The sequence below is a fragment of the Aeromonas genomosp. paramedia genome (genome assembly GCF_023093515.1).
GTDB lineage: Bacteria > Pseudomonadota > Gammaproteobacteria > Enterobacterales > Aeromonadaceae > Aeromonas.
Window position 1 is genome coordinate 145751 of record NZ_JAAROG010000011.1, and the last position, 14261, is coordinate 160011.

At 64.2% G+C, this 14261-nt stretch carries 15 protein-coding genes and 1 pseudogene; 5 read left to right on the forward strand and 11 right to left on the reverse strand.

What is annotated here, in order from left to right; genetic code table 11:
- Positions 1-25: 25 nt before the first annotated feature.
- The 4 genes and pseudogenes from HB860_RS07185 to HB860_RS07200 all read right to left on the reverse strand — a co-directional run bounded on the left by HB860_RS07185 (position 26) and on the right by HB860_RS07200 (position 3944).
- A complete protein-coding gene (locus HB860_RS07185) occupies positions 26-424 on the reverse strand; it encodes a GFA family protein (RefSeq protein ID WP_247626188.1) in 399 nt (132 codons plus the stop codon).
- Positions 425-581: 157 nt separating this feature from the next.
- A complete protein-coding gene (locus HB860_RS07190) occupies positions 582-947 on the reverse strand; it encodes a VOC family protein (RefSeq protein WP_247626189.1) in 366 nt (121 codons plus the stop codon).
- 161 nt (positions 948-1108) lie between these two features.
- The gene (locus HB860_RS07195; RefSeq protein ID WP_247626190.1) at positions 1109-2554 is read right to left on the reverse strand and encodes a chitinase; all 1446 of its coding nucleotides are present in this window, start codon (positions 2552-2554) and stop codon (positions 1109-1111) included.
- A 161-nt stretch (positions 2555-2715) separates the two neighbouring features.
- A pseudogene (locus tag HB860_RS07200) lies at positions 2716-3944 on the reverse strand (methyltransferase).
- A 156-nt stretch (positions 3945-4100) separates the two neighbouring features.
- Here HB860_RS07200 and HB860_RS07205 point away from each other — a divergent pair.
- Together HB860_RS07205 and HB860_RS07210 are read left to right on the forward strand one after the other, a co-directional pair.
- Positions 4101-4679: a PhnA domain-containing protein gene (locus HB860_RS07205; protein WP_139434355.1), complete on the forward strand. Its 579-nt coding sequence runs from the start codon at positions 4101-4103 to the stop codon at positions 4677-4679.
- Positions 4680-5279: 600 nt separating this feature from the next.
- Positions 5280-5915 (forward strand): LysE family translocator, encoded by a 636-nt coding sequence (locus tag HB860_RS07210; protein ID WP_247626192.1) that lies wholly within the window; start codon positions 5280-5282, stop codon positions 5913-5915.
- Between the two features lie 120 nt (positions 5916-6035).
- Here the strand turns inward: HB860_RS07210 and HB860_RS07215 are convergent, their stop codons facing one another.
- Positions 6036-6905 (reverse strand): PhzF family phenazine biosynthesis protein, encoded by an 870-nt coding sequence (locus HB860_RS07215; protein WP_247626193.1) that lies wholly within the window; start codon positions 6903-6905, stop codon positions 6036-6038.
- A gap of 201 nt (positions 6906-7106) precedes the next feature.
- On the opposite strand from HB860_RS07215, the gene HB860_RS07220 reads away from it, so the two are divergent.
- Positions 7107-7310, forward strand: coding sequence for a hypothetical protein (locus HB860_RS07220; protein ID WP_106886705.1), 204 nt, complete (start codon positions 7107-7109; stop codon positions 7308-7310).
- A 186-nt stretch (positions 7311-7496) separates the two neighbouring features.
- On the forward strand, positions 7497-8093 hold the full coding sequence (locus HB860_RS07225; protein ID WP_247626194.1) for a hypothetical protein: 597 nt from the start codon (positions 7497-7499) through the stop codon (positions 8091-8093).
- 79 nt (positions 8094-8172) lie between these two features.
- On the opposite strand, the gene HB860_RS07230 is transcribed toward HB860_RS07225, so the two are convergent.
- From HB860_RS07230 to xapA, 5 genes are all read right to left on the reverse strand, one after another.
- On the reverse strand, positions 8173-8664 hold the full coding sequence (locus HB860_RS07230; protein ID WP_247626195.1) for a SixA phosphatase family protein: 492 nt from the start codon (positions 8662-8664) through the stop codon (positions 8173-8175).
- 38 nt (positions 8665-8702) lie between these two features.
- Entirely contained in the window at positions 8703-9620 is a 918-nt protein-coding gene (locus tag HB860_RS07235) for a DMT family transporter (protein ID WP_247626196.1), read from the reverse strand.
- Positions 9621-9667: 47 nt separating this feature from the next.
- On the reverse strand, positions 9668-10474 hold the full coding sequence (gene deoC, locus HB860_RS07240; protein ID WP_247626197.1) for a deoxyribose-phosphate aldolase: 807 nt from the start codon (positions 10472-10474) through the stop codon (positions 9668-9670).
- 61 nt (positions 10475-10535) lie between these two features.
- Positions 10536-11795: a NupC/NupG family nucleoside CNT transporter gene (locus HB860_RS07245; protein WP_139434348.1), complete on the reverse strand. Its 1260-nt coding sequence runs from the start codon at positions 11793-11795 to the stop codon at positions 10536-10538.
- Between the two features lie 25 nt (positions 11796-11820).
- Entirely contained in the window at positions 11821-12648 is an 828-nt protein-coding gene (xapA, locus tag HB860_RS07250; protein ID WP_139434347.1) for a xanthosine phosphorylase, read from the reverse strand.
- Between the two features lie 318 nt (positions 12649-12966).
- Between xapA and HB860_RS07255 the strand changes: the two genes are divergently transcribed.
- On the forward strand, positions 12967-13905 hold the full coding sequence (locus tag HB860_RS07255; RefSeq protein ID WP_247626198.1) for a LysR family transcriptional regulator: 939 nt from the start codon (positions 12967-12969) through the stop codon (positions 13903-13905).
- 44 nt (positions 13906-13949) lie between these two features.
- On the opposite strand, the gene HB860_RS07260 is transcribed toward HB860_RS07255, so the two are convergent.
- The gene (locus HB860_RS07260) at positions 13950-14258 is read right to left on the reverse strand and encodes a putative quinol monooxygenase (protein WP_247626199.1); all 309 of its coding nucleotides are present in this window, start codon (positions 14256-14258) and stop codon (positions 13950-13952) included.
- Between the last annotated feature and the right edge of the window lie 3 nt (positions 14259-14261).

Sequence of the window (14261 nt, forward strand, 5' to 3'; positions counted from 1 at the left end):
GCTCTCCAGAGTTGCGGCGACAGGTTCAGGGCTTGGGGGCGAACTGCTCGAACACCTGCTGCCCGGTCAGGGTCGGGGTGTCGTTTTTGAGCGCATAAAAATCAGGCTTCTCGTCGATAAAGATCTGCCCGGTGAGCTCGAACCCCTGCTCCTGAAACAGGCCGGCAGAGAGGATATACTCGTCCGTCGGCAACAGATGGTAGAAAAGGTGGGTGCCGCAGGTGGGACAGAAGCCGCGCTCCGCCCACTCGGACGAGCGGTAGGCCACAGGGGTGAGCCCCTTGAAACTGACCCCCTTGCCACCATGCACCGCGAACATGGGCCCGCCGGACCAGCGCCGGCACATGGTGCAGTGACACAGGTTGACCTCCTTATGATCGCCGCTCGAGACGGTGATACCGCCGCACAGACAGGTTCCTTGCATATCCAGCTCCTCTCTTCAGGGTGCGAGCCGACTGTATGCTGGCCGCATTTAGCATCATATGAGTAGCCGCTCCCCCCGGGTTTCGCCACTGCCGAAGGGGCATCTCCCCCCACCTGGCAGGCGGACCCATCGAGGGATGCCCTCATCGGCATCAGGTTCAGCTCTGCTCCTGCAGGGCGATGCGATTGCCTTCGGGATCCCTGAGCTCGGCCACCCGGATCCGCTCGCTCACCCGGGTAACGGGATAGAGACACTCCCCTCCCGCTGTCAGCGCCCGGGCCATGGCCAGCTCTATGTCCGCGACCTTCAGATAGACCCGGGTGCCGTCCAGGCTCGGCACATAGCTCTCTCCCTTTGCCAGGGCGCCGGAACAGCCGGGCGCCTGCTCATCGAGGGGAAACAGCGCCATCTCGTTGCCATCTATGTGCGCCCGCTCGAGAGCGATCTCGAAGAGCGCCTCATAGAAGCGGATGGCCCTCTCCAGATCCTGTACCGGGATTTCAAAGTGGATGGCGATATTCATGTGTCACTCCTCTGTGCGGGATAAGCACCCGAACACCCTCGACTTGTTCCATGGGCCAGCGGGCCCGTCATAGGCCCCTTGCGCCGGCCCCCCATGAAAGAGGGGAAGAGAGGCCCATCCCCCCCTTCCCCATCATGACCGATGACGCGCCCTCGCCGGGATCAGGTCACCGGCGCCCAGGGGTCTCCCTTGCCCGGCTCGTTGCCCTGGGTCCACCACTTGGCCTGATACACCACGCCCTTGTGGCTCACCTTGTTGCCGGCGGTGTAGACCTTGCCAGCCTCCCAGGCGGGCACCCCGCCCACAGGCGGCGTGGTCGGATCGACGGGCGCAGGATCGAGTTTGGCCACCACTCGTACCTTGGGCCAGTTGGCGTGGGAGCCGTAGAGGTTGGTCACGCACTTCTCGTAATCCCCCGGCACCAGGGCCGAATAGGCGGTCTGGAATCCCACCAGCTCGCACTCGAACGAGTAACCACCTGGCCTGTCGGCATAATATTTCCAGTTGCCGTCCCAGTTGGTGTAAAGCACGTCGGTGGCGCCGTTCAGGTTGAGGCTGCCATAGGGAGTCTGCTGCCAGCAGGTGTTCTTCTCGTCCGGGAGCTGCGGGATCCCGTAATGGGCGGCCAGTCCTTCCCAGTAACGGATGCGGTTGACCGGCTGCCCCTTGTTCTTGTTCTGCTCGCCACACTCTATGCCGCCGTTGATGACGTTGATGGTGGTGCCAAAGCCATAGCCGATGCCCGCCGCGAGCTCACGCTGGGAGGGCACCCAGGTTCTGTCGATGACGTGCAACATGGCGGGTTTGGGGGCTTGCGGTGTCAGGAAGAACCAGATGGCGGAGGCGAGGTTGAGCCAGGAGTCGGCCACCAGACCGGGGTTGTTCAGCAGCACGGTGGCGTTGCCGTCAAACATCGCCTCGGAGAAGGCACCGTAGTTGAAGTGATAGGAGAGCTGTTTCGCGCCACGGCCAAAGTAGCCCTGCCCCGTGCTGCAGGGCCATTTCCTGTTCTGCCAGTCATTCTGGCCACAGCCGGTGGTATAGCCGAGTTGCCCCTCGGCCCAGCCCATCTCGCGCACATGCACCAGCGCCTGCTGCCACTCCTCGAGCCCCAGCGGGTTGTCGGAGACATTCTCCCTGGCGATGTGGCCGCCGGTCTCCTGGGCGAAGTGGGCGAAGGCGGTGACGATGGATTTTTTGCAGATGGCGTCCGCATTGCGCCCGTCCGTGTAGTCGCCGCAGAAGGCGGGGAACTTGCCGACCGCCCGCAGGAAGCGCTCATAGGTATATTCGGGGGCCGCCATCTGGGTCAGAAATTCCCAGTCCGACTCGGTAAAGACCCGCTCGACCCGTTTGACGTTGTCCGGGTTGTCGGCTCGCCTCGGCACAATCGCATCCACCAGGATGTTGGGTCGGGTAGCCAATGCCTTTGACCAGATGCCGTACATGGGGTTGGCCGTCTTGGCCTTCTCAACGGCCGCGATATCGGAGGCGGCAATCACATAGCCACCGCTGTTTTGCGGGTCGGGCTGAATCGTCATGGCCGCAAAAGCTGGCGAGGCGCAGAGCCCCGCAACCAGCCAGGCGGTGCGCTTGAGCATGAACATGGGTAACCATCCTTGTCTTGAAAATGTCAGGGCGAGCATAGGCATCCCGACAACTAAATTCACGACAAGAATTAAGAATTTGGCGAAATTGTGAGCCATGCCACCATGCACTCAGATGAAACCGCGCAACAGCCTCATTTTGACCTCAAGGTACTCGCGTTTTATGCGCCGTGAACGCGCACCGCCCGGATCAGCAGATTGCGAGGGGTCATGGGTTTGTCACAGAACGCCCCCAGCTCGACCTGGTAGCCCTGCTCCTCGAGGAAGAGAGCCCGATCCAGGGCGAGCCAGATCTCCAGCGGACGGCGAAACAGATGGCGCACCAGCTCCATGCGGGCGACGTCCCCAAAGCGCCGCTCCCCCCTGGCGAGGAAGTCGCCATGATCTATCCCCCGAGGCAACATCATCCCCTTGCGCTCGGCGGCCCAGTCACAGAAGGCCTCGAAACTGCCCGCCAGCAGGCTCTTTTGCAGGTTGGGCACCGGCAGGTACTCATCCACCCCGCGCACCTCACGCTGCAGGCAATCGAAGGCGAGACGCCAGATCACCTCCTGCTCGCGCAGGCGGGAGATGCGGGCGCCGCCGGTCACCGTCTCCTGCAGCGGCAGCTTCAGGTCGCTCTTGCCAAGGTGCAGGGCGCTGGCCTTGGCGGCCTGCGACAGGGGGCGGTAATGGCTGGTGCGGATCAGGTGATAGCAACAGGGGGAGAGGGTCACGCCCCGGGCACCGCGCTCGGCCACCTGCTCCAGCAGATGGGTATGCAGCTCACCGCAGGCATGGAGCGCCATGGCGTGATGGTGCGGGGCGATGAGCGCCCCCGACTCGGCGGCGAAGGCGTCGGCCTCCACAAACTGCATGCGGGCACCATCCCGTGCCGCGAGCTGCCGCCCCTCCTCGCAGAGCGTGCGCTGCAATTCGAGGCTCAGGATCTCGGCCCCCCGGTGCAGGGAGACCAGGCGCCCCAGGTGGCCCTTGCCGGCGCACCACTCCAGATAGGGGCCCTGATGGGCGGGCAGACAGCCGGTGAAGGCTTCTATCTGCGCCTGCTTGCGTCCCGGCATGTACATCGCCATGGTCCTGGCACAGTGAATGGGTTCGGGGACAAAGGTGTCGAGCTCGCTCAGGGCATGGAGCTCGGCCCCTGCCGGGATCCAGGGGGCAAGCAGGGTGCAAAGCGCCCCCATGTCGGCGTCGAGCCGGGCTATCTCGTCAAGGCCGAGGCCATTGAGGCAGGCGGCAAGCTCGGGGGCCTCATCGGCGAAGGCCAGGCTCAGATGATGATAGGGCTGGTATTGCCACCAGCGTCTCTCGTTGGTCAGCAAGCAGTCCAGTTGTCGAAAACGGTGAGCCAGCACGGTGAGCTTGTCCTGCTATCAAAAGGGAGGCTCATTCTAGCGATCTGCCATCAAAAAGCACTCGCCAGCGCGCCTGCCCCCACCCCTTGCTGGTAGCCTGACAAAAAGCAGGGATTTGTGCTATATTCCGCCCCCTCATTAGCGCGACTCGCCCACGCGGGTCGTTTTACCCCTATGAACGGAACCAAAACATGACCATCAATGCCATCCTGCAAGCGCGTGCGGACGCCAAGTGTGAGCTGTGTGGAGCAGAACATGCGCTGACTGCCTTCCCGGTGCCACACTCCCCCGCCAGTGACGATGACCACAGCGTGGCGCTGTGCGCCACCTGCCGTGGCCAGCTGGAGCAGCCGGACACCACTGAGGTCAACCACTGGCGCTGCCTGGGTGACAGCATGTGGAGCCAGGTGCCGGCGGTGCAGGTGATGGCATGGCGCCAGCTTAAAAACCTGTCCGCCCGGGGCGAGATCTGGGCCCAGGACATGCTGGACATGATGTACATGGAAGAAGAGACCAAGGCCTGGGCCGAAGCGGGCAGCGCCAGCGACGATGACGACAGCGTGCCCACCGTCGACTCCAACGGCGCCGTGCTGCAGGAGGGGGATTCCGTCACCCTGATCAAGGATCTGGACGTCAAGGGCGGCGGCTTCACCGCCAAGCGTGGCACCCTGGTCAAGGGCATTCGCCTCACCAGCAACCCGCTGCACATCGAAGGCAAGGTCAACGGCGTGCAGATAGTGCTGGTCGCGGCCTACCTGAAGAAGGCCTGATCCCTTCGCCTGTGCTCGGATGATGCAAGAAGCGCCCCCAGGGGCGCTTTTTTGTTACCGGGTCACAGCCTATGTCGGCACGGCCGAAGTGGCACCACCGGGAAACTGGACTATCCTGCAAACCAGCCCCGATGAGCGAGCCACCCCTTCGCCGGATCTGTGTCAGGGGAGCATCCGCTCCCGACACCCTGATGCACTGGCCCGAATGGAATTCATGTGGCACTCTGGGCTCTTCAGATGGAGAGATCCTGAACATCTGATCCCATGATGTTCTCTTGACACAAGGAGCACGACCTATGGCCAAAGCCAGCAAGAAAGATATCAAGAAGAAAATCGCCGCCCGCCAGGAGAAAATTGCCAAGCACGAAGGCAAGATCAAGAAGCTGAAGAAAGCCCTGAAGTAAGGGCCGGCAGCCTGGATAAACCGTCCTTCGTGGACGGTTTCTTATTTTTCCGGGCAGCAAAGCCCCCTGAGCCCCCCTTCCCCCCATGGCAACCACTTAAGTTAAGCACCTGAAAAATCTCCACATCCTGGTGGCAGTCGTCACTGGACGCGGCCCCGGGGGCGGAGCATGATGTGCTCCTTACCAAGGAGATATCATGAGCCTGGATACATGGATGTTGTTCCTGCTGGCCTATCTGCTGGCGACCCTGACCCCGGGGCCCAATGTGCTGCTGGTGATAAAGAACGGCCTGCAGCTCGGCTGGCGCCCGGCCCTGCTCACCATAGGCGCGAATCTGTTCTGTCAGGCAATTTTCATCTGTCTGGTCGCCATGGGGGTCGGCGCCCTGCTGCAGACCTTGCCGCCCCTCTTCCTCGCCCTCAAGCTGGCGGGCGGCGGTTACTTGATCTATCTCGGCTACAAGGCGCTGCGGGCAACCGACGCTGGGAGTCAGGAGGCGCAACGGGTTGGCGCCAGCCACCCGTCCCGGAGCAAGGGCTCCCTGCTGCGGGAAGCCTTCCTGGTGTCGGCCAGCAACCCCAAGACCATCATCTTCCTCTGCGCGCTGCTGCCCCAGTTTCTCGATCACCAGAGCCCGCTGCCCATCCAGTTCTTCACCATGTACCTGACCATCTGCGTCATCGTCACCCTGGTGCACCTCTGCTATGTAGCCCTGGCCAGACGCGCCGGCAGCTACTTCAAGCCGGCGCACGGCCAGCGTCTGTTTAGCCGCATCACCGGGGGGATCTTTATCTCTCTGGGCGGCGCCATCTTGCTCAGCGGTCGGCCCTGAGCGCCCATAGGCCCCTGATCAGCGGATGATCAGGGGCCCATCTTGCCCTCCAAGGGCTCTTTCCCTTCATACCCCAGCCAAGACGGCGGCCGGACAGGCTGTCACTCTCGCATCACGGCATCACATCAGCCGTGCCCCGCCGGACACCCGCACAGAGCTGCCGGGTTCGGCCGGGATCTCGGCGTGCAGCCGCGACGGCATGCCCATGTCTTCCCCCTGCACTATGTCGATGGCACCGCCGTGGGGCCAGTGCAGGTCGCGCAAGTAGCCGGCGAAGGCGGCGGTCGCGGCGCCTGTGGCCGGATCCTCATAGACGCCGCCGTAGGCAAAGGCATTGCGGGTGTGGAACAGCCGATCCCCTTGCACATGGACCAGCAGAATGGTCACCAGGCCCTCCCGGCGCATCAGCAGGCGACCCTGCGCCAGCGAATAGTGCATGGCCGAGAGCGCAGCGCGATCCTTGAGCGCCAGCACCAGATGATCGGCGCCGCCGTGGATGAGCGCTGGGGGAATGCGGGGATCCAGGCTGGCCGCGTCATAGCCAAACAGCGCCAGGGCTTCGCGCATCAGATCCGCCTGCGCCGGTTTGCTGCGGGTCGACGGGGATTGCAGTGCCGCCTGCCATTGGCCCTGCTCATCCTGCCAGCCCGAGACCCGGATCTTGGTCTGGCTGAGGTGCAAGGCATGATCCCCTGCCCCGAAGCGGCGCGCCAGCGCCACCCCGAGGGCGATGGTGGCATGGCCGCAAAACGGCACCTCCGCCTCGGGAGAGAAGTAGCGCACCCGCCATTGGGGCACCTCTGTGCCTTGCTCCTCGCTGTGCAGCGGGGCGGCGAAGGCCGTCTCCGAAAATCCGACCTCTGCGGCGATCCGCTGCATCTCCTCCGCCGTCGGCAGTTGGGCCCCGATCCAGACGCCGGCGGGATTGCCCCCCCGGGGTCCATCGGAAAAGGCGGCGATCCGCACCAGCTCAGTGACCAGCTCCGTCATGACAACTCCTTGGCTTCTTGCTTCATGAAAAGTAAGGTTCATAGGCTCATCCTGGCGGCCCCTTCCGGGGGCGCGCATCAGGGGTTCAGCTTACCCATAAAATTAACGGCCGCACAGGTGTCGCTTGAGCGCCGCGGATCCGGGCAGTGGCGACTAGAGTTGGGAAACGTGTCTGTATATGCGCCTGCAGTGGAGTGCCATATGTATTCATACACCCTCATTTTCAGGGAAGAGGTCGACAAGCTGACGGCCCCCGAGCACGAGATCCTGTTGCAAAGCCCGGCCCAGGCCGGGGATTTCGTCATCCTCTCCGACGGCAGCCGCCACCAGGTGATGTTCGTCACCCATCGCGCCCACTACAGCAGCCTCTACCTCGACAAGGGAATAAGAGTGCCCCAAAGCTGAGCTGGCGGGCTCAGGGGTAAGGTGGATGGCATCGATTTGCTGGCTCACCTGTGCGAGTCCAGCGCCAGGTGCTAACGTGAAACAGGCCTGCCACCTCGCACCCATGATGTGCGCAAACCCAGGCCGTTGCTCATGGCCGCCGAGGCTGAACTGAATCGGCAAGACTCACATTTTGAGGGATGAATTATGTCCAGGAATGCTGCTCTGATCGTGACCCTGACCCTGACCCTGCTTGGCATGGCCCCGGCGCACGCCATCAACGCAAAATATGCCCAGCAGCTGGAACGCTCCGGCTGTACCCAGGTGACCGAGGCCCAGGGCTGCGATATTCACAAGACCAAGGCGGAGAATGCCAAGGCGGGATTCGGTGCTGCCGCCCCGGCTGCCGACAGCGGTCTGAACATGAGCTACGCACAGAAGCTGGAGCGCTCCGGCTGCACCCAGGTGAGCGAGCTCAATGGCTGTGACATCAACAAGACCCAGGCCGAGAACGCGGCCGCCGGGTTCGGTGATGCTCCGGCGGCCACCAGCGCCAGCCCCTACGCCGGCAACTGGGTCGCCACCTTCCCCGAGACGGGCGCCACCGTCGCCACCATCCGCATCGATGACAAGGATCAGGTGTGGGTCAACGACAAGAAGGTCAGCGCCAGGAAATCCGACGGGGCCCTGGTGTTCAAGGAGGGCATGGTCATCTACACCATCCAGGGGGACCGTCGTCTCAAGGAGGAGGATGGCTGGGTCGACAACGACGCGGGCACCAAGGGACCGATCGCGGCCAAATAACCCCGTTACCATCACAACAAGGGGAGCCGAGGCTCCCCTTGTTGTTTCTGTCTGCTTGCAACCGGGACCCTCTCTACCCCTACCCTTTTTTCGGATAATCCAGCACGGCCGTCACCGGCGTTTGCGACGCGGCGGCCGACCAGGAGGGGGCGTCGAAGGTGAAGCGGGCGACGGCGCAGGTCGGCATCCGGGTGATCCTGCCGGAAAAGCGGTGGGCAAGGTCGGTGAGCTCGGGATCGTGACCAAAGAGCATGACGCACCTGAACGCGTCCCCAAGCTCAGCCATCACCTCAAGCAGAGTCCCGACATCGCTGCCATAGAGCCGCTCGTCCGTGACTATCTCCTCTGGCCGGTAGCCGAGCACCTCGGCGATGATGTTCGCCGTCGACAGGGCCCGGCAGGCGGGGCTCGACAGGATAAGATCGGGTCTCACCCCCTCCCTCGCCAGGCGCACGCCCATCAGGGGGGCGTCGCGCAGGCCCCGTGCGGCCAAAGGCCGCGCCCTGTCAGGCAGCCCCTGCTCTTCCCAGCTCGACTTGCCGTGGCGCACCAGGATCAGGGTTCTTCTCATGACGCTCTCCTTCTTGATAACGGCCACAGGCAGCCCCTTCAGACCGTTCCCCGTTTGCCGGCATGAACGGGCAGCAGCACCATGACCACCATGGTCAGCAGCACGCCCCCGACACCCCAGCCCACCTGCTCCCAGTGTATGGCCTCCCCGGTCAGCATGCCGGTGAGCAGCACCATCACCGGGATGAGGTAGGTGTAGGCCGACACCTGCTCCGGTTGCAGCGCCACGCTCCCCTGCTGGAACAACAAGAAGCTGAGCGCCGTGGCAAAGAGGGCCAGGTAGCCAAGCCCCAAGCCCACCGGCAGGGAGACCCGGATCCAGTCGGTCGCCAGCAATCCGGGCAGCGCCACCGGGGTGAGCAGCAGGGTGGCGCAGATCAGGGTCCAGCCGGTCAGGTGAAGGAAGGACTCCCCCCGGTAGTAGCGCTTGATCAGGATAGGGTTGAGGGCCATGGCCACGCAGCCGAGCAGGTAGATGCGATTGCCAGGAGTGAGGCTGAGGTTCGCCACCAATCCCAGATCGCCGCGAAAGATGATGAGGGCCGCTGCCACCATGCCCCCCAGCAGGGCCAGCCCCATTCCCCAGCCGATGGCGCGGCGGAAGATCAGCATGCCGGCCAGGGCGCTGATCAGCGGCACCGTGGTGTAGAGTGCGCTGGCATCGAGGGCGCTGGTTTCCTGCAGCGCCACGAACATGGCGACGAAGTAGCAGAGGGCCGGCAGGGAGATCAGGGTATAGCGCCCCAGATCCCGCAGGGAAGGCAGCGCGAAACGCCCCTGATACCCCAGCACCCCGACGAAGATAAGGGAGGCCAGCAGGTAACGCACCCAGGTGACCACCAGGGGATCCAGCAACGCCGTCAGGGCGCTGCCGATGGGAAACGAGAGGCTGATGAGCAGGGTGAACAGCAGCACCTTGCCGTGGGCCTTTGCGAGAGAAACAGGGGGATAAGACATGCAATGCACCTGTACCAAGGGGCGCCCGCAGGCGCCGCCGGAAGAGATCAATAACCGTGGTCGGTAGCAGGGGACATCTTGCCCTCGCCAAGCGTCACCAGCAACTGGTCGAGCAGGCTGGAGGCGCCGAAGCGAAAACGCCCGGCAACCAGCCACTCATCGCCAAAGTGCCCGGCCGCCATGGCCAGATACTCCCCCGCCTCCCGGGCGCTTTTCACCCCGCCTGCCGCCTTGAAACCCACCCGGTTCTGAGCGCCGCACTCGGCGATGGCCGCCAGCATGACGCGGCACGCCTCCGGGGTGGCATTGACCGCCACCTTGCCGGTAGAGGTCTTGATGAAATCGGCCCCCTCCTCGATGGCGAGCAGGGAGGCGGCGCGAATAAGCGCAGGGCTCTTCAGCTCGCCGGATTCGATGATCACCTTGAGCACCCGGGTTCCGCACAACCCCTTGCAGCCACGCACCAGCGCCCGGGCGGGCGCCTCGTCCCCGGCCTTGAGCGCACGCCAGGGGATCACCAGATCGATCTCGTCGGCGCCATCCGCGAGGGCTGAGCGGGTCTCGGCCAGCACGACATCTAGCTCATCGTCCCCATGGGGAAAGTTGACCACGGTGGCGACCTTGACGTCAGGGGTGCCCTGAGCCGCCAGGGTGAGCCTGGCCAGCCCCACGAAGCGCGGGTAGATGCACACAGCCGCGGTGTTGCCGACGGGGGTCCGGGCCTGATGGCAGAGAGCGATGATGCGCGCGTCGTGATCATCGTCGTTGAGGCTGGTGAGGTCCATCAGCGAGATGGCCCGGATGGCGGCCTCGGTGGTGGCGCAGGCAGGTTGAAAGGCAGTCACTGGGGTCATAAAAGGCTCCTGTCGGGATAAGAGAGGGGCGCCGCAGCGCCCCGGAACAAGGGTGAGAGGCTCAGGTCAGGGAGAAGAAGACACCGGCGATGGCGGCGCTCATCAGGTTGGAGCAGGTGGCCGCCAGCACGGTACGCAGGCCGTAGCGGGCGATGAAGTCGGTGCGCGACGGGCACAGGGTGCCGAGGCCGCCAATGAGGATCCCCATGGAGGCCAGGTTGGCAAAGCCGCACAGGGCGAAGCTGATGATCACCTTGGACTTCTCCTCCAGCACCTGCAGGCCGGCGGCGGTGACCGTGCTCGCGTCTTTCAGGTAGGGAGCCAGATCGCTGTAGGCCACGAACTCGTTCACCACCAGCTTCTTGCCGATCATGGCGCCGGCGATACCGATATCCGCCAGCGGCACTCCAAGCAGGAAGGCGAGCGGCGAGAAGATCCAGCCCAGGATGAGCTCGAGGGAGAGCGGCATGCCCACCATCTCCCCCACCCCGCCCAGCAGGGTGTTGACCAGGGTCACCAGCCCGATCATGGCGATCAGCATGGCGCCGATGGCCGCCGCCAGCTTGAGGCCACTGCTGGCTCCCTCGCCTGCCGCCGCCAGCACGTTCTCCGGCTTCTTGCCATCAAACTGGATGCTGTGGTCGAACACATAGTCCGGCTGGCTGGTCTCGGGGATGATCAGCTTGGCAAACAGGATCCCGCCTGGCGCCGCCATGAAGGAAGCGGCCAGCAGGTACTGCATGTCCACTCCCATCATGGCGTAACCCGCCAGCACGGTGCCGGAGACCGAGGCCATGCCGCCGCACATGACGGCGAAGAACTCCGAATCGCTCATCCTGGGCATGTAGGGCTTGACCACCAGGGGCGCCTCGCTCTGGCCGACGAAGACGTTGGCCACCGCCGACATGGACTCGGTCTGGGAGGTGCCGAGCAGCCGCGCCATGGCACCGCCGATGAAGCGGATCACCAGCTGCATGATGCCGAGGTAGTAGAGCACGGCGATGAGCGCCGAGAAGAAGACCACCAGGGGCAGCACGTTGAGGGCAAACACGAAGCCGATGCCCTCCACCGAGAAGTTGACCAGGTTGCCAAACAGGAAGTGGATCCCTGCCTTGCCGCTTGCCAGCACCGCGTCGACCCCGTGGGCCATCCCCTCCAGCGCCCGGCGCCCCAGCGGGACATAGAGTACCAGGGCGCCGATGGCGACCTGCAAGGCCAGCGCCAGCCCCACGGTGCGCAGGCGAATGGCCCGGCGGTTGGTCGAGGCGAGCACGGCGATGAGGATCAGCGCCGCCATACCGAGAAATCCTGCTGCAAACATATCTGACCTCCTGGTCGTTCCCTGCTTACTGGAAGTGGTGCTGGATGAAGGCGTTGATGAGGCGGATGAAGTCCGCTTCCGCGAGCTTGGCGCACTTGAGGGTCTGCTCGTGGGAGAGCTGCACGTCGCCAAGCCCCTCCGCCATGTTGGTGATGGCGCAGATGGCCAGCACCGGCAGCGCGCAATGGGCGGCGCTGACCACCTCGGGCACCACCGACATCCCCACCACGTCGCCCCCGATGATCTGCATCATGCGGATCTCGGCGGCGGTCTCGAAACAGGGGCCGCTGTAGGAGACGAAGACCCCCTGATTGACGGCGATCCCCTCCCGCTCGGCCAGCGCCAGCGCCTCGCTGCGCAACCCCTTGTCATAGGCATTGGCCAGGCTGAAGAAGCGCGGGCCATAGGCCTCGTCATTGGCCCCCGTCATGGGGGTGCCCGGCATGGTGTTGATGTGATCGTTGAAGATGACCAGGGAGCCGACCCCGATCCGCTCCGGGCGCAGCGATCCGGCCGCATTGGTCACCAGCAGCAGCTCGCAGCCCAGCCGCTTGAAGGTGCGCACCGGGGTGGTCATCACCTTCATGGTCTCGTGTTCGTAGTAGTGGCCGCGCCCCTTCATGCAGACCACGTCCACCCCGTGCAGCTTGCCGAGCACCAGCTCGCCGCTGTGGCCCGCCACCGTGCTGACCGGGAAGCCGTCCAGCTCCTCGTAGGGGATGGTGACTTTCTCCTCCAGCGCATCGGCCAGCACGCCGAGGCCGGAGCCCAGGATCATGGCGGCGCGGGGGGCAAACCCCGGCTTGCGGGCGAGAATGGTGGCGACGGCGTTGAGTACGGGATCTTGTTGCATGAGTTGCACCTCTTGAGGCTGTGAATGAGACATGGCGCTCACTCTAGGAGAGGTATTGGACGACAAAAATCGCTAAAATCGGCCTGATTATCCCGATATAAAGCACAATGGCCGGTGTGATGGGGCGATGGCGCGCCTGAAATGGCCCAAAAACCGCCGCGTCATGCCATTTCTCCGTCAAACGGAGCGCCGGAGGGAGAAAATCGCTGGGACCCTGTGTGATGTGGATCGCGCTTTCAGGAGGGACCCGCCTCGCTGCCCCGCCATATCCGTGCCCGATCTTTGACGGCGATCTCACCCCTCAAGCCTGGAGAGACCATGTTCCCGGACAGCCAATGGCGCGATCGCGTCACCCTCAAGATGCTGCGCTACTTCCATGAAGTGGCGAGCCAGGGTCACTTCAGCCGGGCCGCCCTGCGGCTCAATGTCTCCAAATCGCCGCTGAGCGCTCACATCAAAGAGCTGGAATCCCTGCTGGGAGTGACCCTGTTTGATCGCCACACCCGTCAGGTGAACCTGACCCCCACAGGGCGTCTGCTGCAGGCCGAATGCGAGCGGCTGTTCGATGTGCTGGAGAGCGGCCTCAACCGGGTGGTGCAGGCGGGGCGCATGGAGCGCAACCAGATCCGCATCGGGTTGGTCAGCTCCATCTTCTGGGCTGGCTTTGGCGAGGTGATCCGCCAGTGCCACCAGCGCCACCCCGAGTGCGAGATCACCTTCACCGAGCTCTCTCCCGAGCGCCAGAAGCAGGCGCTGGCCAGCAAGGAGATAGACATCGGCCTCGCCCGCTTCGCCGACACCCTCAACATCCACCCGCTGCAGGCCGAGATCGTCTATCGGGAGTCCATGGTGCTGGTGGTATCGGACGAACACCCCCTGCGGGATCGCAAGCGGGTCTCCCTGCCCGAGCTCGCCGCAGAGCCCTTCGTGCTGATGAACCGCGCCAACTCCGCCTCCACGGATCTCATCATCAACGCCTGCCTGGTGGAGGGCTTTTACCCCCGACTGCGCCAGGAGGTGGTGGAGCCCAATACCCTGATGGCAGTGGTGGCCACCAGCCAGCAGGTGGCGCTGGTGCCCGCGAGCTACGCCCGTCAGAAGTGGCCCCATGTGCGCTTCATCCGCCTCGAGCAGGGGATCCCCGCCGATCTCTGCGTGCTCCATGCCCCGCCCCTGGCCGGACAGCCCGCGACCACCGCCATCCGCCACTTCATCGACACCATGAGCGAGCAGATGAACCTGCCGGAGCGAGGCTGAAGGCAAACAGCCCGATGAGGGATCATCGGGCTGTGTGGCAGGGGTCAGGGACTCACTTCCTCCATGAAAACGAGCCGAAGGGGCTCGGCCAGCAGCTCGTCCGCCTGGCGGGCGAAGGCCTGAAAATAGTCGCTCGCGCAGTGGGCATCCAGGGCGGCCTGGCTCACGAAGGCTTCGCGCATGTAGAAGGTGCCGGGTTCCTCCTTCAGCTCGAACAGCACGTAATCGAGGTTGCCAGGCTCCTGGCGGGTGGGCGCTATCAGCGCGAGCAACCCCTGGCGCAGGCGCTCCCTCATGCCGGCGCGGGCCTTGAGCACGGCGATCGACACTATCTTGTCCGACTCTCTCTTCATCCC